Source organism: Gallionella capsiferriformans ES-2, from assembly GCF_000145255.1.
GTDB lineage: Bacteria > Pseudomonadota > Gammaproteobacteria > Burkholderiales > Gallionellaceae > Gallionella > Gallionella capsiferriformans.
On record NC_014394.1, the window covers coordinates 2,202,785 to 2,222,408 of the forward strand.

Genomic DNA, 19,624 nt, shown 5'->3' on the forward strand with positions numbered 1-19,624 from the left:
TTATCCACCGAAACCGTTTGGGTTATAGAATCCGCTGCCAAGTGATGTTGTCGGGCCAGATTGAGTGGTAGACGAAAGCCCAGCCGATGAAGGTGTATTCATCCATCCTCCAACTGCCTTTCCAATTCCAGCAAGTCCATTATTAAAACTTGCGTTCGTAAGTCCGGCATTTGCCGCAACGTTTGCGCTTGCTTGTGCAGCATATGCGGCACCTGTAGTTGCTGACGAAAGCCCAGTTGTCGCATTGCTTGCCACCTTGTTGCCTGCATTGACCGTATCGAGCGTTTTTGCAAAAGCGGTATCCTGCGTGGTCTTGCGTGCGGTATTGATTGCGCCGGTCGTTGCCAACGCTGTGTTGTTCGCGTTCTCTTGCGCCAGCGCTAGCCCATTTCCTGAATTTGGGTTTACTCCGGCCCGAGTTAATGCACGCGTCTTTGCAGCGTCAGCCAGTCCAGCCTGTTGCGTTGCAGTCGCCCCTGCAATTGCACCTTCACTGGTAATTTGTGCGGGGGACCCTGCAGATAGCGCCATCCCGGAAAGTTGCGTATTAACCGGGGAAAATTGCGTCTTGTAGGTATTCCACTGATCCTGTGCGATGGCGCCCTGCTGCGCTGATGTCGCCGCGCTCTGCCCGGCTGCCGCCGCTGATGCGGCATTTGCTGCACCCTGGCCGCTGTCGCCGAAAATTGCCTGCCCTACCATTGGTGCCGCCACTGCGGCTACTGCTACCCACGCCATGTCATTCCCCTTTCAAAAAATTTACAATTTGTTCTTCGATGGGAAGGACGCAACAATCTTCAGCGATGACCTCCTTCTCGATCACATCAACATCCGTCTCGTTTGTTGCATGAATGCTTGTCCATACCGTGTCTTCATGGGCATATCCAACACGCTTTGTTCCAGGAGGTGAAACAATGGTGCATGGCGCAGAAATTCGGCGAATACCTTCGTCCGTGTAGACACTGATCTCGCCCTTGGAAATGATGTTCAGGTTTTCAAAACGGTGCGTTTTCCCTACAAGGATTGTTCCTTTTGGGATATGCAATTCACGCGCATACAGTCCTTTTGAGAAATGGTGTATGACGTCCATTTGGATCTGAGGAGCGGCAGCAACTTCGCGCTGTACCGCCAGAATATTTGCATGACCGTCCACGCAGGGAGCATCCACTTCCTTATTATTTTCATCGGCAGAATCAACCGCTGTGGCTGTAACCGATGTCATATCTTCCTGTGTTTTCATTTCAATTTCCTGTATTAGTTTTATTGCACGATAGCAGGCGCATTTACGTGCAACCGGTTGCACGCCGCACACGACGGGAAAATTCTTCGCGCCCCACGTTGGTCAGCTTTTCGCTGTCTTGAGCAAGCTGACAAACCAGCGCTTCGTTGTCCTGGTCGTGTTCAACAATGACCTCGTGTGAATAACCGGCAAGTTCTGAAAAACCAAGAAAAATTTCAGCAGGCGTAGCGCGAGGAAAGTCAGACAGATATTCAGCAATGCAGTCATCAAGCAGGTCGGCAATGTGGGTGTTGCGATTGTGGTGTGTGCCGCGCCTGCCTTGCTGCATGGCCTTCAGCACTTCGATTCCTGCCGCCCAAAAGGTGGCCGGATCGCTTCTATGCCAGGCATCCTTGACGAGGATTGCACAGGCCAGCGACCAGCTGCTTTTTCGATTCCTCGGGTAGCGCAAATCTTTCAGAATCGCCGCAACCTCTGGCCTATCTTCCGAAAAATCATTAGACAGTGGGCGCAGGATGGGTGCCAGTATGGTCACGTCGTTGGGAGGAATGGTAGCAAGGCACCATTCGGCAGCCTCGATAATATCGGCCTCGCGCGCCAGACGTTTCACTCGCGGGCCCTTAATCGTCGAACCCACGCGCGTTCCGATTATTGCTGTATGTCGTCTGCGATGGCTGCTGTTGCTGGCGCTGGCGTGGATTTGAGCCGGCGTATCGGGAAAACTTCATCGTCGGGCCGTCAAGGGTGAGCAGCATTTCTCCGAGGGGGCCGTTCCGATTTTTGCGCACCATCACGTCGGCCAATCCACGCCATTCAGGTGCCGGGTTGTGCTGTTCTTCACGGTGCAGCATGGCAACGATGTCCGCGTCCTGCTCGATCTCTCCTGAGTCCCGCAAATCGGAAAGCATGGGGCGTTTATCTTGTCGGGTCTCAGTTGCGCGATTCAGCTGCGCCAGCGCGATGATGGGCACGCCCAGCTCCTTTGCCAGTCCCTTGAGGCCACGGCTCAGGCTGCCTATCTCCTGAGTGCGGTTATGCCCTTCCCCGCGCATCAGCCCCAGATAATCAACAACGACCAAATCCAGACCGTGCTGGCGCTTGATCTTGCGGGCGGCGGCCCGAACATACGCAACGCCGATCGATGATCTATCGATCAGGTGTAATCGTTGCCCGTTCGCCTTGCCTTGGCTGGCGCTGATTAAATCCCACTGTTCCGGCTCAAGCCTTCCGGCGCGCATGGCTGACACAGGCACGCCAGTTCTCAACGCAATCAACCGCTGAATGATTTCCCGTCGGGTCATTTCCAGTGAGAAAAATGCAACTGACTTACCCTGAGTCACAACACTGTCGACCACATTCAACGCAATCGCGGTTTTCCCTACGGATGGGCGAGCAGCCACAATGATCAGTTGCCCAGGCTCAAGGCCGCCGGTGATGGCGTCCAGTTCGGCAACGCCTGTCAGCAGACCTGAAGGACGGCGACCAGTTGAACGGTCGTCAATGTCTTGAATGGCGTCAAACATTCCGTCGTACAGCATGGTTGGCTCATCCGTGCCCGTGTCGATCAGCTGCGCCATCGCTGCATCAGCCTGATCAATGATCCTCGCAACGTCTGCACCAGGCGCTATGCAACTGGCTTGAATGTCGGTTGCCAGCGCCAGCAAATTACGCCGCATGGCGTGTTCCCTGACAATTTCAGCATAGCGTTTGATATTCGCCGCGCTAGGCGTGTTCTGCGCTATCTCCCCTAGGTAGGCCAGTCCTCCGGCACGCGAGAGGCTTCCAGACCCCTCCAGCGCCTCGGCAACGGTGATTACATCGACAGGCTTACCCGCATTTGCGAGTGTTCGCGCAGCAGCGAAGATTAACCGGTGATCCTGACGGTAAAAATCAGCCTCTGCAATCTGCCCCTCGATGCGGTCAAGCGCATTGCTATCCAGCAGGACGGCACCGATAACGGATTGCTCAGCTTCAACACTGTGCGGCGGGAGAATGGTTTCGTCTGGCTGGTAGTTCATGCCGCGACCCTCCGCGCCTGTTCGCCGACAGAAGTCCAAGCGGCTTGTTCACCTTCACGCACAAACCAGAGCTTGTAATAATTCTTGCGTACAGCATTGCGGAAAGCAGCACGCCAATCGGCATAAGTTTTTTTGCCGGGCAGATATGCCGCCTTAAACTCTTGCCAGCAGACTGCCACCATTTCGTGATCGATACCGACAGTGTCGGCATATTCAAAAACAGGATCATTTTCAGGGAAGGTTTTTTCGCTGTTCGCTTTGCAATCTTCCAAAAATTGATTGAGAGTAATTCCTGTTTTTTTAATGCGAGAAACCTTCTTGACGGTTATTGACGGTTCAATGACGGTTTGGGTCGCATGGGTGCTACCCCTATTGGCGCATCCATGCGACCCCTCCGCCGCATGGATGCGACCCGTCGCATCTACGCTACCCGTCGCATGGGTGCTACCCGTAAGGCGACTCAGGGCAATCCGATAATGACGCGTTTGTGCCGGTGATCCGCCAAGCGCATTTGCGGTCACCACAAGAAAACCACCTTCAATCAGTTTATGGACGTTTCTCTGAGCCTGCGAACGGGATAGGCGTGTTTTCTCAGCAATGGAAGATATTGACGGGTAACACTTACCGGCATCATCTGACCAGTCGGCCAGCGCCAGCATTGTCAGCAATTCCGGCCCGCTGCCAGGGAAGCCGTCCCAGACTTGTGTCATAACGCGTATCGACATGGTTAACCTCCTGTTGATCGCGCTGATTGACGAATAGCCGCTGCATCGTGGCAATACTCGCAGGGGCATTCCGCTTGCAGGGCGTGAATGATGATTCTGAGCAGATTGATAATTGCTTTGCGCTTCTCCGCCCCAGAGAGGCGGGGGATGATGTGTGTAGATTCTTCAGCTTGTTTCCACAGACATTTTTCGTCAGTCATGGCGCGCCCCTTTCCGTACGCGATTCAGCCGAATAGCGCTGCCCGATTTCTCCGGCGGCCTTGATGGTGTCGAAAGGCAGCGAGTACAACGCGATTCTGGCTATGCGTCCGTCAGAGGTGGGCGATTCGATTTCTTCAGTAATGACTGTCCATCCCGCCTTTCTGAGCACAAGAACATGATGTGAGGCTCGGCTGCTTCCGTGCCGCTCCCACACATCCATATGCGTCAGCTTGTCGCCATGAAGAAGGTCAGCGAGTACGCGCCCCTTGACGGAGCATGGTTCTGGGTACGAAAATAACTGCGTTGTTGTTTTGCTTTGCCCTTCGCCCGGTTGCCCCCGGGCGTTTTCATTTGTGGCAAGCTCATTGAGGACGGCGCTCATTACGCACCGCCTTCACAATTGACGGATGCAAGCGCCAGCACAAGGCTTTCCCGTTCGCTCTGTGCGTTGGTTGAGCCTTCGGCGGTCAGTGTACTGAGCAGACTCAGCGCGGCGGCGCGTAGGGCTTTGACGTCGTCTGGCATGGCATTGCGCCAGTCAAATTCACCATCAACGATACAGGCATCCTCACAGGCCCCAACCGCTTTGAATAATTCGCTTTCGACATAAGGGTGAAGGACTGTGGTTTCTTTATTTGCCACCAGCCGCAAGGTGTCGATCATGCCATCGAGCAGCTCAAGAAATGTTGATTGAGTGCAAGCCATAATTACACCCCTGCCTTACGACTGTCCGCGATACGGTCGGCTGCCCATTGATCCACTTCCGCCGCGATCCATGCGGTGCAGTTCGGGGAAAGTTTGACGGGTGCAGGGAACGTGCCATTTTTCACCCACGCCCAGACTGATGATCCGGATGCGCCAATTGCTTTTGTTACGTCAGAAAGGCGGAGGAATTTTGTAGGTGTTGGTTGTGTGCTTACCATGATTACACCCCCGCCAATGTTTTACGCAGGTCACCTACGTTCCACGCCGTGACGCGTTCGGATAATTTTCGGGGGGCTGGTATCGATCCACGCTTGACCATGCGCCAGACGGTCGCAGCAGAGCAGCTGAATAAGCCCTCTACGACTGGCTGCCGGACATTTGCAGAATCAGGGAGGGAATCAAAGTTTTTGAGCGCATCGGGAATTGCGCTCGCGTCGGTTTTGCCGGTTTGATGTGACATGATGTGCGCCTTTATGAATTAAGGCGTTCATCATTGATTTTATGGGAATTTGTTTCTATTCCATCAGGCGGCTAGCCGTGTCAGTGTAGCCGCTTAACGTGTCGGTCTAGCCGCTATACGGGCGCGATGCTTGTTAATCCATTCCGCTATTGTTCGCTGCGCGTTAGCTGGCGATAAATACGCTTCGATTGCTTTCCCATGCGCCAATACTTTTTCTTTAAGTTCGCATGCGGCCTTATTGCCCGTTTTCCAGCTTCCGGCGTCATACTGTTTGAGCGTCCACTGCTCTAAAATTCGCATTGTCTTATTTTTCTCAATTGCTCCATTCCTTCCCCTCTCGGAATGGATTTTTTTCAGATTGCTTTTTTCTTCATCTGCTTTGTATCTTAAAAGGCATTCTTTAAAACTCGCTTTCCTTTGTAAATGTTCAGCATGGCAAACTGCATCCATTGCCTGTATTGCGCTTTCACCTGCAATGGATGTGCTTTTATACTTAGAATGCCATTTTTGAGAATCAGCTATTAGAAGAAGAGCTAGCACCGCAAAAAACTCATGATTCTTACCTTCTGGCTGCTCGTTAGGGTCTTCTTTTGGGTCTTCGTCGTCCCAGTCTTCTATTCTGGCTTTTAGGGCATCCACAACATTTGAATTTTCGGCTGTAAGCACGTCAAGCTGATCTGTCATCGACTTTTTAAAAAGCCATTGCCCGTTATCATTACTTCCACCGTCCCACTCAAAGAATGTGTCAAGTTCGTCAGATGCTCCAAACTCGGTAGCGTACCTAAGCAAACTGCTTTTTAGTTCGTCTATTGCGCAGTATTCTAGGTATTCAAAATGCCAATCAATCAATTTCCCTACTGATTGCGCGATAATCAATATTTGTTCCAAGGTGCGAGATTTAAGAAGGTCACGCGCTCTGTCAGCGATGGTTGGCAGACTACTAAATGGCGACGACGACACATAGTCTGATACCGGATTAAATTCTTCAAATTGCCCGTGGAAAAACATACCGCCCCTTTCACGCCCTGAATAGAAGCCGCACCAACACAGCAAGGGTTTCTGTGCTTTCGCCCGTGGTAATTAAGCACGGACTAGGTGCGGCGAACTCGATTAAGCTGCTCTCAGTTGGGCGCGTTGCACTTGTGGCATACCAGCCTTGCGTACCTGCCATAAGTCGTATTCTGCTTGCTGTGCGACCCACGCGTCTGCATGACCGCCATTCTCCAGCCCTAGCCACCCTTCAAGGCGCAACGCCATCGATGGGGATATTGCGGCGTGTTCATTCAGCACGCGGGACAATGCGGCACGGGTTACGCCTAGTTGCTTTGCTGCATCGGTAACAGTCAGCCCTAGCGCGGGTAATACATCTTCTCTCAAGGTCGCACCTGGGTGCGGCGGGTTATGCATTTTGCTCATGTCATTTCTCCTAGTGATAGTCCTGATAATCGACCAACACAGCATCCTCACCTTCAAACGTAAAGGTCATACGCCAATTACCGTTCACGCTGACCGAGTAATGATCTGCGAGGTTCGCCGTCAGCGGATGGAAATCCCAGCCCGGCATATTCATGTAGCTGGGGTCTTTGGCAATGTTGAGGCGAACCAATTGACGTTCCAATTTTGCGGCTTGGTGCGGCTGAATGCCAGCCTTGCTGCCAGTTTCATAGAAGGCTTTTAGCCCTTTGTGTCTGAATGATTTAATCATATGCTGTATTGTATAGCGTATAGTTACGCATATCAAGAGTTATGCAGCCGTAAACCGCGATTTCGCAACACCAACAACCCGCCATCAATCCCAGCCGATCTATGCACGCAGCTTCACAACTTCCGCACCCGCTTTTAACTTGTCCAGATGGTCAGCCCATTGCTGCATCATTGTCCGGCGCTCATCAAGGTATTCAGCGAAGTTGTACGCCGCACGGCTGGCGTTCTTTTCAACGTGTGCGAGCTGCAATTCGATTGTGTCGCGGTGAATACCCCATTTGCTTTTGTTCTCGTTCAGCATGGTTGAGGCCGCCGATCTGAAGCCGTGGCCTGTCATCTTGCCCGTGTAACCCATGCGCCCCAATGCGCGCAGAATAATGGCGTTGCTGGCTGGCTGGCTTGGGTCGTTACGGTTCGGGAATACATGGACCCGATCACCGGACAACTTCGCAGCCTCACGGAATACAGCCACAGCCTGCACGGACAACGGCACAAGATGCGGCCTGCGCATCTTCATCCGTTCAGCAGGGATTAGCCATTCCGCCCGATCAAGATCTATTTCCTTCCACTCTGCATTTACCAGTTCGCCCGTGCGGGTGAAGGTCAGCGCCATGAGTTGCAAGATGTATGTGGTCATCGGACTGCCTTGATAGCCGTCAATATCGCGCAACAGTTTCGGAAATCCGCCTTTCTCGATTGTGTTGTAGTGGGAGCGGGTCGGGCTTTTGAGCGCCTCGCTCATTTTGAAGGCCGGATTATTTTTGCACCGATCTGTTGCGATGGCATAACGAAAAACAGCACTGCATCGTTGCAAGACACGGCCGGCAATCTCCAGCGCCCCGCGTTTCTCAATGGCACGCACCGTTGCCAATACCTCAGATGATGATATTTCAGCGATAGGGCGGCGACCAATAGACGGGAATGCGTCCTGCTCCAGTGTGCGCAGCGTCAGCGCCTTGTGGCCTGCCGTCCAGTCATTCGATCTATTCTCAACCCATTCACGCGCCACAGCCTCGAAGGTATTCGCCGCCGCTATCTTGCCCTCGCGCTTTTGGGCTTGTTTGGCTTCGCCTGGGTCTGTGCCGTTGGCTATCAGCTTGCGCGCAGCGTCGCGCCGTTCCCGTGCATCTTTTAGGCTCACTTCTGGATATACACCCAGTGCAAGCCTCTTTTCTTTTCCGGCATAGCGATATTTAAGCCGCCAGTATTTTGAGCCACTGGGCATGACTTCAATATACATTCCGTCCCCATCCGCCAATTTATATGGCTTGGCTTCGGGTTTAGCTTTCTTCACCGCTGCATCGGACAACTTCATGTCGATCACCTTTGGGGGCATAAATTCAGGCAGTAGATCCTGATGCCCCCGATTATGCCCCCACGTGGGGGCACATTGCAATAGACGGGAATGCACGGGGTTAAGCGTGTATTACGCTCAAAGCCAGTGTTTATAAGGGTTTTATGTACGGGGATGAATGCAGAAAAACAGCTATTTGGTGTCCTCGACAGGAATCGAACCTGTAATTGCCCCTTAGGAGGGGGCGGTAATATCCATTTTACGACGAGGACAGCGTGCGCATTCTACCGGAATTGCGCTGTAATCTAAACCCTCACGCTGGTATCATGCGCGCCTGTTGCAAAATATCGCTCAATAAGGTCAACAAATGAAATGGTTCGCCGTCTTCGCCGCATTGATTATTTTCGCCTCGCTGTTCGTCGCGCGGGCCGCCCGTGCGGGAAATTTGCCGGAAATCGGTAAGCCTGCACCCGACTTCAAGCTCAATGACCAGCACGAGAAACTACACAGCCTGCAAAGTTATCGGGGCAAATGGGTCGTTTTGTATTTTTACCCTAAAGACGACACGCCCGGCTGCACCCAAGAAGCCTGCGCATTTCGCGACGATCTAGCTCAACTCACTGAACTCGGCGCCAAGGTGATCGGCGTCAGCGTAGACGATAGCGCTAGTCACGCCGGCTTTGCAAAAAAATACCACCTGCCGTTTCCCTTGCTGGCTGACAAGCAAGGAGAGGTCGCGGCGAGTTATGGTGCGCTGCTTAATCTGGGTGTGATGAAAGTGGCCCGCCGTTTTACCTTTTTAATCGATCCGCAAGGAAATTTAAAACAGGACTACCTGAATGTTGAAACCTCGCGTCACTCAAAAGAAATCATCGAAGACCTGAAAAAACTAACTGCCGGAGAACCAAAATAATGCTGCCTCGTATCAATCTGTTTATCGCCTGGTTTTTAATTCCACAAACACTGGGGATGGGCTGGGTCGCATTCGCAGGCCGCATGCTGCTCGAAGTACTGGGTGTCAACACGCACGAAGGGGATATACCCGGACGACTCGTGGGCGCTGTGCTGATTTTTGGCACCGTTTACCTGATATTGCATTTTCGCGGGTCATTGCCTCCTGAAGGCAATCCGACCGGCAAGGGTTTTGGATTCGGTCAGCGTCTGGTGCTTGCGGCCAACCTGCTAGCAGCCCTGTTCGTCATTTTCCAGTTCACCCAGTTCCTGATCGAAAGTCACGACCTGCGACTGGTGTTGAATGGCTTCACCGATGCATTCGGCTACTGGGTCATGGCGCTTTGGGTAATCGGCTTCTCCTTTCTGTATCAATCTTCATTACCTCAATCCTCGAATCTCTCCCCTACAAAATAATGCCCTACATCACACTAGATAAAGCCAGTCTCGCCTTCGGTCACGTAGCCCTGCTCGACCATGCCGATTTTCAACTCGACGAGAACGAACGCGTCGGCCTGATCGGGCGCAACGGCGGCGGCAAGTCCAGCATGATGCGCGTGCTGGCAGGTCAGGGCACGCTGGATGATGGATTGATCTGGCGCCAGCCTTCGGCGCGCATCTGCTATGTAAGCCAGGAACCGGTACTGGATGCCGAAGACAGCGTGTTCGATGCGGTTGCAAAAGGTCTCGGGCCTTTGCAAAAACTGCTGCACGACTATCACCATGTCTCGCATCAACTGGGGGAACCTGACGCAGATTACGACACCCTGCTCGAAGAAATGCAGCACCTGCAAACGCAACTCGAAGCGCAGGACGGCTGGTCGGTACAGGCTAGAATCGAAACGGCCATCGCCAAACTGGATCTGGACCCCGACCGCCTGGTCGGCAACCTGTCAGGCGGACAACGCAAACGCGTCGCGCTGGCGCAGGCGCTGGTCGCAGAGCCCGACGTCCTGATTCTGGACGAACCGACCAACCATCTGGATTTCGCCTCGATCGACTGGCTCGAAGGACTGCTCAACAATTTTGTCGGCAGCGTGCTGTTCGTCACCCATGACAGACGTTTTCTCGACAACGTCGCGACCCGCATCGTCGAACTCGACCGCGGCAAGCTATCCGGTTTCCCCGGCAACTTCACCGCCTATCTTGCGATCAAGGAACGCATGCTGGCGGACGAGGCCGTGGTCAACGCCAAATTCGACAAGGTACTGGCACAGGAAGAAATCTGGATACGTCAGGGCGTGAAAGCACGCCGCTGCCGCAACGAGGGCCGCGTGCTGCGTCTGGAGCAACTGCGCCTCGACCGTTCCGCACGCCGCGAAAAACAGGGCAAAGTCGAAATGACGGTTGATACCGGCGAGCGTTCAGGAAAACTGGTCGCCGAACTGTCCAATGTCAGCAAAGCCTACGGCGGCCGCACGCTGATCAACGATTTCTCCTGCCGCATCCAGCGCGGCGACAAGATCGGCCTGTTAGGACCCAATGGCGCGGGCAAGAGCACATTGCTCAAAATCATTCTGGGTGACATCGAGGCCGATTCAGGAGAGGTTAAGCTCGGCACCAAGATGTCGGTCGCCTACTTTGACCAGCTGCGCGAACAACTGGATGAGAATATGACGCTGGCCGACACCATCAGCCAGGGTTCTGATTTCGTCGAAATCGCCGGACAACAAAAACACGTCATCAGCTATCTGGGCGACTTCCTGTTCCCGCCTGAGCGAGCAAGGTCCCCTGTAAAGAGCTGTTCAGGCGGCGAACGCAATCGCCTGCTGCTCGCCCGCCTGTTCACACAACCGGCCAACGTGCTGGTGCTCGACGAACCGACCAACGATCTGGACATCGAAACGCTGGAACTGCTCGAAGAGTTGCTCGCCAACTACGACGGCACGCTGTTTCTGGTCAGCCATGACCGCGCCTTCCTCGATAATGTGGTGACGCAAGTCATCGCATTCGAAGGTGACGGAAAGCTGCAGGAATATGTCGGCGGCTACGAGGATTGGGTACGGGTGCAAAAATATCAGGCGGCAGCAGCGCTGGCTAAACCCGCGTTGTCCACCCCACCGCGCACGGCAGTGCAAGCGGTTGAAAAACCGAAAGTCGCCTCCAAACTCAGTTACAAGGAAACTCAGGAACTCGAAGCCCTGCCTAAACGCATCGAAGTGCTGGAGCAGGAACAAATCGATATCGCAGCACATCTGGCCGACGGCACGATTTTCCGCAATGACGCCAAACGCGCCAAGCAACTGCAAACGCGCAATGAGGCGATAGAGGCAGAAGTACTGACCATCATGGCACGCTGGGAAGAGCTGGAAAAACGCAGCTGATTGCGTTTTAAACCCATTAAAAGCCGTTCATGTCATGCATGAACGGCTTTTAACTTTATCGCACCGCTAATCGCCGATTAAGTAAACACGCGTTCACCAAGGGAAGCTGCCGTCCCCTCCAACTGCGGCACCTGAGCCTGCCCCATCGCCCGGATATTGACCGATACCTGCGCATCGAGCTTACGGCGTGTAATGGCAAGCCCTGCACCTCTGAGCGCTTTGCAGAAGTGATAGGTAAACACCCCGCGAATAGCCCCGCCGATATTCGTTTCGGCCGAGGTTTGATTGTCACGACAACCGGCCCACAGCACGTGCTTCAGTGCAGGCACGGTCACCGCGGCTTTAAGGTCACGGCGTCTAAAAAGCCCGCGCACCGGAAGCGAGGGCGCCGCATCGATAAAAAAGCCCACATCGATGGGAGGTTCTACATAACGGGCCACGACCATCGCAGTACCTGCCGAAGCCAACTGCAAATCGCGCGTACCGCTTCCCGAGTGACAGGAATCGAGAATCACATCCAGATTGACACCGGCTGGCACGGCAGCAAACAAGGCATTAAAGTCGTCATCCTTGATCATCCCGGCGCTCGCAAAATCATGCGGGCAAATGGTCTCGTCGCGACCATCGGGTTCATCCCCGTTCAGATCGACCACCTGCGAGCCATGTCCTGAATAATAAAAAATCAGCACATCGCCTCTCCCCGCCCCTTTAATCAACCATTTCAAGCCATTGATAATCGCAGCCCTAGTCGCTCTCGCATCGGTCAGAATTTGCATCGCACCCGGGATCGCAGGAACGATACCCATCACGCTTAGCGTATTCGCCATATCTCGCACATCGTTCACACACCCGCGCAAATCGGGCCCGCCAGCACCGACCGGCGCATAATCGTTAATTCCAACCAACAATGCTTTTTTTGCCATGATCTATTCCCCTCTATTAGTTCACACAAAGGATAGTTATTTGGTTTTATTGCTGTTTTTTAGTCAGCAATAAAATAGGCTGTCAGCAGCAAAGCATGCCTACCGACTGCTGACAAATTAGAGCATGTGGGTAAAATTAACGGTATCAGCCTGAATACATAGGCAAATCGGCCTAGCGACCTCAAAATACCTGAACAGGGTTTGGGCACAGGTGGAGAACAGGAATTTATGCCGGCGATCATCGGTCGATTGAACTATGAAGATCTCGGCACCTTCGGCGATGCGGCAACGATGGAAACGAGTCAATTATCGTCCGTAACAACCGGCATCGTCGTCAGTTTTTAATCGCCCCCACAGCGCCGGCCAAGACGGGTTGAGCAAAACGTTGCTTGGCTGCAGGCTTAGCTACCATGCACCGCCGCCGGACCTAACAATTGATCCCATAATGCCAGCCCCGCGCGGGTGTCGATTTCATCATGCATCACCCGGCAATGCGTCGCATCATTGAGCCGCATACGGTGCTGAATCTGGCGCAAACTACGGTACAGGATGCGCGTCTGGCAGGCCAGATCCTGATCGATCAAACCGACTTCAGCGGCCATTTTCAACAAGGCCAGATTCCCGACATTGGCGGTCAACTCAGGGTATTGATGTGCATAGGCCAGCACCAGATACTGCACCATGAACTCGATATCCACCATCCCACCGCGATCGTGTTTGATGTCAAATAACGGGCTGGTATTCGGATGACCATCGTGCATCTTCTGACGCATCGTGATAATTTCATGCCGCAGCGTCTCAATATTACGCGGCATGCTCAAAACCTGCTGACGAATATGCTCGAAGGCAGCCCCCACCGCAATGTCCCCGGCACTGAAGCGTGCGCGCGACAAAGCCTGATGCTCCCACACCCACGCCTCATTTTGCTGATATTCGGCAAACGCCCCCACTGAACTCACCAGCAGACCACTGGCCCCGTTGGGACGCAGGCGCAAGTCCGTTTCATATAGCCGACCGGACGCCGTATAGCTGCCCAGCATCGCATTGATGCTCTTGCCCAGTCGGGCATAATTTTCCTGTGCATCAGGATGTTCGTCGTCATAGAGAAAAATCATATCGAGATCGGAGGCATAGCCCATCTCCTTGCCGCCCAGTTTCCCGTAAGCGATGATGGCAAAGCAGGGTTGATCAGTGTGACGTTTGCGCGCGTTATCCCAACACAGGTTGAGCACATGGCGCAAAATCAGATCAGCCAGATCGCTCAGATGATCGCTGAGCGTTTCCAGCGGCAGCAACCCCTGCAGATCCATCGCCAGAAAATAGAAGATGTTTTCCTGCTGAACCTGATGCAAAACCTCCAAACGGCGTTCCACATCGCTGCCGCAACCTGCCAGTCGCGCCTGCAAATCCGCATCGATTTTTTCCCACTCCGGCGGCCGGTACATCTCCCGCGCATCGAGCAGTTCATCGAATAATGCCGGGTGCTGCGCCAGAAAACTCGCCGCCCAACTGCTCGCCGAAAGCAATCGGGTCAGTCGTGCTAACGCCTGAGGATACTCGGCCAAAAAAGCCAGATACGCCGCACGCCGGCTGATGGCCTCAAGCAGGGTCAACAGCCGGGAAAGCGTGGTATCAGGATCGCTGTATTGCACACTGAGTGCGATGAATTGCGGAATCAAGCCGTCCACCCGCTGCCGGCTTAACTCGGAGAGCTGCTGATAACGCACACCGCTGCGCAACTGCAACAGGCGCTGCGCACTGTCCGCTGCCGCGCGATAACCTTGCGCCCCCAGCGCGTCAGACAGCTCTTCAATGCCGATATCCTCGCACCATAGCAGGCTGGGCTCCTGAACAGACGCACCAAAGATCTGCTCGAACTGTTCTATCACTACGGCACGGTGACGATCCAGCACCTGCAACAGCGCAGGATAATCCTCAAAGCCCATCGCGCTGGCAATCAGTTGCCGATCCTCTTCACTGACGGGCAACGCCTGCGTTTGCTGGTCGTCCAGATATTGCAGGCGATGTTCCAGATTGCGCAGAAAAACATAGGCCCTATCAAGATCGGCCACCACACCGCCTGCCATCTGACCATTTTCAGCCAGTTGTTTAAGGACGCGCTGGGTCGGCAAAATGCGCAAACGGGCATCCTGACCACCCCGGATCAACTGAAACACCTGAGCTGTAAATTCAATTTCACGGATACCGCCCGGCCCCAGTTTGATGTTATCCAGACGGTCACGGCGCTGTACCTCATGACGAATTTGCGCGTGCAGCTTGCGCATCGAATCAATCGCACCGAAATCCAAATATTTGCGAAATACGAAGGGCTGATACAGCTGATTCAATTCGGTCACCCAAGGATGAGAGGCAGGGGACACAACCCGCGCCTTAATCCATGCATAGCGCTCCCATTCACGCCCTTGACTCACCAGATATTCTTCCAGCGCAGCAAAACTCATCACCAGCGGGCCGCTGTCGCCGTAAGGCCGCAGGCGCATATCGACACGAAACACATAGCCGTCTCCTGTCGCCTCGTTGATGATGTTAATCAGGCGACGCCCCAGACGCGTAAAAAATTCGTGATTACTAAGCAGGCGCGCGCCGTTCGTCTCACCGTCTTCCGCATACACAAAAATCAGATCAATATCGGAGGACACATTCAACTCGCCGCCGCCCAGTTTACCCATGCCGATCACCAGCAGCTGCTGCGCTGCCCGGCTCGTCTCTCCAATTGGACTGCCGAATTGCTGCTGCAAGGAGGCCATCAGACACTCTTGCGCCTGCTGCACCACAATTTCGGCCAGCGCCGTCATCGCCTGCATCACTTCGTTCAGGTCGCACAACCCGTTCAGATCGCGCAGTATCAATTTAACCATCACCTGCTTGCGCACCCTGCGCACCGCTCGCGATAACGCCATTTCGTCTTGAGCATGCAATTGCGTCAGCAAATTCAGAATCTCATCCCGGTTGCACGGCGCAAGGTAGTTTTGCGTCAACCACTCAAGCAAAACAGGTTCAGCCTCTAAAATACGTTTGGCATAACGGCTGCAACGCATCGTTTTGTGCAAAAACTCAGAAAATGACAAGGAGTTTTCAGTGTTCATGAGCATATTTACCAGCCTGATAAGTTAGAATGCACTCTAACAGCCGTAAGCGGCCAGTGGCAAGACTTACGACTTAGGATATCCAATCACAACTTATGGTACATGCTCAATTCCCGCCCCGTTCGCCTGCTCTGGCACAGTTTTAACTGGCTGACACGTGTCACGATTGTGACCACGGCGGTGACGGCTGCGTGCTGCGCACTCATCATCATCGTGCTGCGCTATTGGCTGCTGCCGGATATCGAGCAATTTCACGACAAAATCACGGCCTCGTTATCGACGGCCATGGGCAATCCGGTCAGCATCGAAAAGATTCAAGGAAACTGGGATGGCCTGCATCCCCACCTGAGTCTGAGCAATGTCCGTATTTTGGATAAGCAAGGCCAGCCCGCACTGGTTTTGCCGCAAATCGAGACCAGCCTGTCATGGCTGTCGCTGCTTGCCGCCGAACTGCGCCTGACCCGCCTTGAAATTGAACGCCCTACCCTGCTGATACGCCGCGATGTATCGGGCAAGCTTTATATCGGCAGCGTTGCCGTTTCTTCTGAAAATAACGACGATGATCTGGCGAACTGGTTATTGCATCAATCGCGTATCGTAGTACGCGATGCCATCATCGTGTGGCTGGACGAGCAACGCAATGCGCCGCCCCTGGTACTCAATCGGGTCAACCTGCATATTGAAAACCTGTTTAGCCACCATCAGTTTGCACTGCGCGCATCCCCGGCAACTGAATTAGCGACGCCACTGGATATCCGCGGCGACTTTCACGGCAAGCGCTATGGTGAATGGAAAAAATGGCGAGGACAAGTATTTGGGCAGCTCGATTACACCGACATGCTGGCATGGCGCCCCTGGCTTAAATTACCCGAAGAGCTCAGTCGCGGACGCGGTGCAGTCAGAGCTTGGCTGAGTTTCGACAAAGGCGCGCTTACGCAATTGACTGCCGATCTGATAATGCAGGATATTACGACCCGTCTGACTGACAATACTCCGCCAATGAACATCCACTTTCTGCGCGGCAGAGCTAGCTGGAAAGCGCTTGAAAACGGATGGGAAATAGCGACGGACAAACTGAGTTTACGCTTGCTCAGCGGCGTTCAATTACAACCGACTGACTTTTATTTCCGCACTCAGGCAGCCAGTAAAGCACTCGCCTCCCGCGGCGAGTTGCGCGCCAATTTACTGCAAATTGAAAGCTTAGTCAGTCTGGCTAATTTTTTACCGCTGGAGGCTGGCCTGCGCAATGAACTCAATGCCTATGCACCCCGCGGACAGGTATCAGACTTAACGCTGAGCTGGCAGGGCACACCTGACAAATTGCTCAATTATAAAATAAAGGGAAAATTCGATAATATCGCTTTGCAGCAAGTCGGGAAAAATCCCGGTTTTTCCGGCTTGTCGCTCGCCATCGACGGAAATGAGACCAGCGGAAACCTGAACATCAACACGCGCAACCTGACCATCGATGCGCCGGGCATCATGCGTGAAACGCTGCAATTTCACACCCTGACAGGTCAGGCCAACTGGCAGCGCGAACACGGCGAATTGAGCATCAAAGTTGCCAATGTGGCGCTGGCCAACGACGACCTGGCAGGCAACCTGTACGGCACCTTTCAGACCAAACAAGACACACTGGGCATCGCGGATCTGACCGCCTCACTCACTCACGGCGAAATCGGGCACGCTGCCCGTTATATTCCACTGGTGGCGCTGGATAAAAAGGACAGCGACTGGCTGAACGATGCCCTGCTGTCCGGAAAAACCGAGGATTTTCGCCTAAGACTGAAGGGAAATCTGAGCGACTTTCCTCTGAATGGCAGCACGCCGTCTCTCTTCGAAATCGGCGCACGCGCCCATGATGTAAGCATGCAGTTCGCACCCGACTGGCCGAAAATCGAAAACCTGTCGGGTGAATTTCAGATCCACAACAACAAATTGCAGGTACGCGCACCGACAGCCAACATGCTAGGCGCACACCTTCACAACCTGCTGATCACGCAACCTGACATGTCAAGCGCGGAGCCAATACTGGAGCTCAAAGGTGAAGCAGAAGCCGCCAACACAACATTCCTGCAATTCATCCAGCAAAGTCCGGTGCGCGGCTATATAGACGGATTTACCGATGGCATGACAGCCAGCGGCAACGGACATATCACCCTGTCTGCACAAATCCCATTACTGGAAAACAAACCTGCCAAAGTCGCGGGCGTGCTGCGTATTTCCGCCAGCGATATCAACATCGGCAACGGCATCCCCTGGTTGCGCAACACGAACGGCGAACTGTCCTTCACCGAGTCGGACATCAAAACGAATACCGTGACAGCGAATATACTGGGCGGCCCGGCACGCCTTAACGTGCAAACTTTAGACGGCGGGATGTTGCGTGCTACGCTGCAGGGACGCGCCAATCTGGATCAGCTGCGCAAGTCGGAAACGACGCCGCTGCCTGATGCGCTGCAGGGAAGTACTAACTGGGATGCCAGTATCAGCACGTTCAAAAACATGACTCAGCTGTCGCTCAACTCAAATTTACAAGGCATCAGTTCCAGCCTGCCAGCGCCTTTCAATAAAAGCGCCAATGAAATATGGCCTCTGCACTTCGAAAAGAAAGGCACCCTCGACAAACAGGATCTGATCAGCGCACAACTGGGCAAATTGCTGAATGCCCGATTAATCAGCAGTGATGTCAACGGGGTTAGCACAATTAAACGTGGCAGCCTCGTTTTCGGCGGGCAGAGCGCGTCCCTGCCGGCCCGCGATGGCCTATGGCTTTCTGGCAACCTGCCTGTATTATCGGTACAAGGATGGGGTGCCGTTACTGGAAATTCAGGTTCTGCACCGCCCATAGCGGGAGGCGCCTTGCATATCGAGCAACTCACCGGCTATGGTTTAAACCTGAAAGATCTACAAATTACGCTCGCCCGGCGCGGAGATGGCCTCGCCGCACAGCTCACGAGCTTGCCGCTCAACGGCGAACTGATGTGGCAGCCGCACGGGTTTAACGGCAAGACTAAGCTCTCCGCCCGTCTGCGCAATCTGCACTGGACAGAACAGGAAAAAAACAATGCGCTCCCGACTCAGGCAGCCCCACTACGCCAACCGCAGGAGTTACCGGCCATTGAAGTCACTATCGAAGATTGTATGTTCAAAGGAAAAAATCTCGGTCGCTTCGAACTGATCGGAACGCCCGAAGGCCAGAACTGGCGATTGCGCCGCCTGCACATCACCAATCCGGATGGCACGTTAACCGGAGATGGGCTGTGGCGCAGTGAACAGACCAGCATGCAAACCCAAGTCAATCTGCTGCTCACTATCAGCAATGCTGGAAAAATTCTCTCGCGCTCCGGCTACCCTAATACCGTCAAGAACGGCAGCGGCAAAATGATCGCGAATCTGAGTTGGGACGGCCAGCCTTTTGACTTTAATTACGCATCGCTCGACGGCACCCTCAAACTCGACACGGGTCAGGGACAGTTCCTCAAAATGGAGCCCGGCATAGGAAAACTACTGGGCATACTCAGCTTGCAGGCGCTGCCCAAACGGATCACGCTCGACTTTACCGACGTATTCAGCTCCGGTTTCGAATTCGACAACATCAACGGCAATGCGACCATCAGGCGTGGCGTGCTACAAACCGATGATTTACACTTAGACGGCTCATCCGCTAAAGTGACCATGAAAGGGCTGGTGAATCTGAACGACGAAACTCAAAATCTGCGTGTAGAGGTTTTACCCACACTAGGTTCGAGCGTTTCAATGCTGAGTGCCTTTGCAGCAGGACCGGTAGTTGGCTTAGGCACACTCATCGTGAGTAAAATACTCGGAAATCCGCTCGATAAGTTAATCTCTTTTGAATACAATGTCACTGGAAAGTGGAGTGACCCGAGCGTGGTAAAGGTGGGCGAAAAGCCGATTACCATCATAACTGCGCCCAAAGCCGCGAATCCGTCGGACAAACAATAATTTCAT

The 19,624-nt window shown here is 53.7% G+C and carries 21 protein-coding genes and 1 tRNA gene; 5 read left to right on the forward strand and 17 right to left on the reverse strand.

The annotated features are described in order from the left end of the window. The 15 genes from GALF_RS10120 to GALF_RS10185 all read right to left on the reverse strand — a co-directional run bounded on the left by GALF_RS10120 (position 1) and on the right by GALF_RS10185 (position 8,619). The gene (locus tag GALF_RS10120) at positions 1-738 is read right to left on the reverse strand and encodes a hypothetical protein (protein ID WP_013293966.1); all 738 of its coding nucleotides are present in this window, start codon (positions 736-738) and stop codon (positions 1-3) included. Between the two features lies 1 nt (position 739). Beyond that, positions 740-1,240, reverse strand: a complete 501-nt coding sequence (locus tag GALF_RS10125; RefSeq protein ID WP_013293967.1) for a hypothetical protein — start codon at positions 1,238-1,240, stop codon at positions 740-742. A 43-nt stretch (positions 1,241-1,283) separates the two neighbouring features. Beyond that, positions 1,284-1,877 (reverse strand): hypothetical protein, encoded by a 594-nt coding sequence (locus GALF_RS10130; RefSeq protein WP_013293968.1) that lies wholly within the window; start codon positions 1,875-1,877, stop codon positions 1,284-1,286. Beyond that, positions 1,861-3,258 carry a replicative DNA helicase gene (dnaB, locus tag GALF_RS10135; RefSeq protein WP_013293969.1) on the reverse strand — a complete coding sequence of 466 codons (1,398 nt, stop codon included), beginning with the start codon at positions 3,256-3,258 and terminating at the stop codon, positions 1,861-1,863. Before dnaB ends, GALF_RS10130 begins: the two co-directional genes overlap by 17 nt. Then, positions 3,255-3,983: a helix-turn-helix domain-containing protein gene (locus tag GALF_RS15075; RefSeq protein WP_013293970.1), complete on the reverse strand. Its 729-nt coding sequence runs from the start codon at positions 3,981-3,983 to the stop codon at positions 3,255-3,257. The genes dnaB and GALF_RS15075 overlap by 4 nt, the downstream gene beginning before the upstream one ends. 2 nt (positions 3,984-3,985) lie before the next feature. Next, entirely contained in the window at positions 3,986-4,183 is a 198-nt protein-coding gene (locus GALF_RS15740) for a hypothetical protein (protein WP_013293971.1), read from the reverse strand. Then, positions 4,180-4,566: a helix-turn-helix domain-containing protein gene (locus GALF_RS10150; protein WP_013293972.1), complete on the reverse strand. Its 387-nt coding sequence runs from the start codon at positions 4,564-4,566 to the stop codon at positions 4,180-4,182. The genes GALF_RS15740 and GALF_RS10150 overlap by 4 nt, the downstream gene beginning before the upstream one ends. Next, positions 4,566-4,889, reverse strand: a complete 324-nt coding sequence (locus GALF_RS10155; RefSeq protein WP_013293973.1) for a hypothetical protein — start codon at positions 4,887-4,889, stop codon at positions 4,566-4,568. Before GALF_RS10155 ends, GALF_RS10150 begins: the two co-directional genes overlap by 1 nt. 2 nt (positions 4,890-4,891) lie before the next feature. Then, positions 4,892-5,107 (reverse strand): helix-turn-helix transcriptional regulator, encoded by a 216-nt coding sequence (locus GALF_RS15370; RefSeq protein ID WP_013293974.1) that lies wholly within the window; start codon positions 5,105-5,107, stop codon positions 4,892-4,894. Between the two features lie 2 nt (positions 5,108-5,109). Beyond that, the gene (locus GALF_RS10160) at positions 5,110-5,349 is read right to left on the reverse strand and encodes a helix-turn-helix transcriptional regulator (RefSeq protein ID WP_013293975.1); all 240 of its coding nucleotides are present in this window, start codon (positions 5,347-5,349) and stop codon (positions 5,110-5,112) included. A gap of 93 nt (positions 5,350-5,442) precedes the next feature. Then, a complete protein-coding gene (locus GALF_RS10165) occupies positions 5,443-6,357 on the reverse strand; it encodes a hypothetical protein (protein ID WP_013293976.1) in 915 nt (304 codons plus the stop codon). A 102-nt stretch (positions 6,358-6,459) separates the two neighbouring features. Beyond that, complete coding sequence (locus GALF_RS10170; RefSeq protein ID WP_013293977.1) at positions 6,460-6,765, reverse strand: HigA family addiction module antitoxin; 306 nt, start codon at positions 6,763-6,765, stop codon at positions 6,460-6,462. Between the two features lie 10 nt (positions 6,766-6,775). Beyond that, positions 6,776-7,054 carry a type II toxin-antitoxin system RelE/ParE family toxin gene (locus GALF_RS10175; RefSeq protein ID WP_013293978.1) on the reverse strand — a complete coding sequence of 93 codons (279 nt, stop codon included), beginning with the start codon at positions 7,052-7,054 and terminating at the stop codon, positions 6,776-6,778. A 99-nt stretch (positions 7,055-7,153) separates the two neighbouring features. After that, entirely contained in the window at positions 7,154-8,368 is a 1,215-nt protein-coding gene (locus GALF_RS10180; RefSeq protein ID WP_013293979.1) for a tyrosine-type recombinase/integrase, read from the reverse strand. 176 nt (positions 8,369-8,544) lie between these two features. Further along, positions 8,545-8,619 (reverse strand) — tRNA-Arg (locus GALF_RS10185). A gap of 95 nt (positions 8,620-8,714) precedes the next feature. Between GALF_RS10185 and GALF_RS10190 the strand changes: the two genes are divergently transcribed. Genes GALF_RS10190 through GALF_RS10200 form a run of 3 tightly spaced genes read left to right on the forward strand, consistent with a single transcriptional unit; the run spans position 8,715 to position 11,622 of the window. Beyond that, the gene (locus GALF_RS10190; RefSeq protein WP_013293980.1) at positions 8,715-9,260 is read left to right on the forward strand and encodes a peroxiredoxin; all 546 of its coding nucleotides are present in this window, start codon (positions 8,715-8,717) and stop codon (positions 9,258-9,260) included. Then, entirely contained in the window at positions 9,260-9,715 is a 456-nt protein-coding gene (locus tag GALF_RS10195; RefSeq protein WP_013293981.1) for a hypothetical protein, read from the forward strand. Before GALF_RS10190 ends, GALF_RS10195 begins: the two co-directional genes overlap by 1 nt. Continuing rightward, the gene (locus tag GALF_RS10200) at positions 9,715-11,622 is read left to right on the forward strand and encodes an ATP-binding cassette domain-containing protein (protein WP_013293982.1); all 1,908 of its coding nucleotides are present in this window, start codon (positions 9,715-9,717) and stop codon (positions 11,620-11,622) included. The genes GALF_RS10195 and GALF_RS10200 overlap by 1 nt, the downstream gene beginning before the upstream one ends. A 77-nt stretch (positions 11,623-11,699) precedes the next feature. Here GALF_RS10200 and GALF_RS10205 read toward each other — a convergent pair whose 3' ends face one another. Further along, a complete protein-coding gene (locus GALF_RS10205; RefSeq protein WP_013293983.1) occupies positions 11,700-12,545 on the reverse strand; it encodes a caspase family protein in 846 nt (281 codons plus the stop codon). Between the two features lie 201 nt (positions 12,546-12,746). On the opposite strand from GALF_RS10205, the gene GALF_RS15745 reads away from it, so the two are divergent. Further along, positions 12,747-12,890, forward strand: a complete 144-nt coding sequence (locus tag GALF_RS15745; RefSeq protein WP_190274071.1) for a hypothetical protein — start codon at positions 12,747-12,749, stop codon at positions 12,888-12,890. A 56-nt stretch (positions 12,891-12,946) separates the two neighbouring features. Here GALF_RS15745 and glnE read toward each other — a convergent pair whose 3' ends face one another. Next, complete coding sequence (gene glnE / locus GALF_RS10210; RefSeq protein ID WP_013293984.1) at positions 12,947-15,658, reverse strand: bifunctional [glutamate--ammonia ligase]-adenylyl-L-tyrosine phosphorylase/[glutamate--ammonia-ligase] adenylyltransferase; 2,712 nt, start codon at positions 15,656-15,658, stop codon at positions 12,947-12,949. 96 nt (positions 15,659-15,754) lie between these two features. On the opposite strand from glnE, the gene GALF_RS10215 reads away from it, so the two are divergent. Then, positions 15,755-19,618, forward strand: a complete 3,864-nt coding sequence (locus GALF_RS10215; RefSeq protein WP_013293985.1) for a YhdP family protein — start codon at positions 15,755-15,757, stop codon at positions 19,616-19,618. The last annotated feature ends 6 nt before the right edge of the window (positions 19,619-19,624 follow it).

What these genes read in the sequence shown, in the direction of transcription:
- GALF_RS10125 (WP_013293967.1), bottom strand. Translation starts at nt 1,240, where the DNA reads ATGAAAACACAGGAAGATATGACATCGGTTACAGCCACAGCGGTTGAT.
- GALF_RS10165 (WP_013293976.1), bottom strand. Translation starts at nt 6,357, where the DNA reads ATGTTTTTCCACGGGCAATTTGAAGAATTTAATCCGGTATCAGACTAT.
- GALF_RS10160 (WP_013293975.1), bottom strand. Translation starts at nt 5,349, where the DNA reads ATGTCACATCAAACCGGCAAAACCGACGCGAGCGCAATTCCCGATGCG.
- GALF_RS10195 (WP_013293981.1), top strand. Translation starts at nt 9,260, where the DNA reads ATGCTGCCTCGTATCAATCTGTTTATCGCCTGGTTTTTAATTCCACAA.
- GALF_RS15740 (WP_013293971.1), bottom strand. Translation starts at nt 4,183, where the DNA reads ATGACTGACGAAAAATGTCTGTGGAAACAAGCTGAAGAATCTACACAC.
- glnE (WP_013293984.1), bottom strand. Translation starts at nt 15,658, where the DNA reads ATGCTCATGAACACTGAAAACTCCTTGTCATTTTCTGAGTTTTTGCAC.
- dnaB (WP_013293969.1), bottom strand. Translation starts at nt 3,258, where the DNA reads ATGAACTACCAGCCAGACGAAACCATTCTCCCGCCGCACAGTGTTGAA.
- GALF_RS10170 (WP_013293977.1), bottom strand. Translation starts at nt 6,765, where the DNA reads ATGAGCAAAATGCATAACCCGCCGCACCCAGGTGCGACCTTGAGAGAA.
- GALF_RS10180 (WP_013293979.1), bottom strand. Translation starts at nt 8,368, where the DNA reads ATGAAGTTGTCCGATGCAGCGGTGAAGAAAGCTAAACCCGAAGCCAAG.
- GALF_RS15075 (WP_013293970.1), bottom strand. Translation starts at nt 3,983, where the DNA reads ATGTCGATACGCGTTATGACACAAGTCTGGGACGGCTTCCCTGGCAGC.
- GALF_RS10155 (WP_013293973.1), bottom strand. Translation starts at nt 4,889, where the DNA reads ATGGCTTGCACTCAATCAACATTTCTTGAGCTGCTCGATGGCATGATC.
- GALF_RS10175 (WP_013293978.1), bottom strand. Translation starts at nt 7,054, where the DNA reads ATGATTAAATCATTCAGACACAAAGGGCTAAAAGCCTTCTATGAAACT.
- GALF_RS10190 (WP_013293980.1), top strand. Translation starts at nt 8,715, where the DNA reads ATGAAATGGTTCGCCGTCTTCGCCGCATTGATTATTTTCGCCTCGCTG.
- GALF_RS10120 (WP_013293966.1), bottom strand. Translation starts at nt 738, where the DNA reads ATGGCGTGGGTAGCAGTAGCCGCAGTGGCGGCACCAATGGTAGGGCAG.
- GALF_RS10205 (WP_013293983.1), bottom strand. Translation starts at nt 12,545, where the DNA reads ATGGCAAAAAAAGCATTGTTGGTTGGAATTAACGATTATGCGCCGGTC.
- GALF_RS10200 (WP_013293982.1), top strand. Translation starts at nt 9,715, where the DNA reads ATGCCCTACATCACACTAGATAAAGCCAGTCTCGCCTTCGGTCACGTA.
- GALF_RS10150 (WP_013293972.1), bottom strand. Translation starts at nt 4,566, where the DNA reads ATGAGCGCCGTCCTCAATGAGCTTGCCACAAATGAAAACGCCCGGGGG.
- GALF_RS15370 (WP_013293974.1), bottom strand. Translation starts at nt 5,107, where the DNA reads ATGGTAAGCACACAACCAACACCTACAAAATTCCTCCGCCTTTCTGAC.
- GALF_RS10215 (WP_013293985.1), top strand. Translation starts at nt 15,755, where the DNA reads ATGCTCAATTCCCGCCCCGTTCGCCTGCTCTGGCACAGTTTTAACTGG.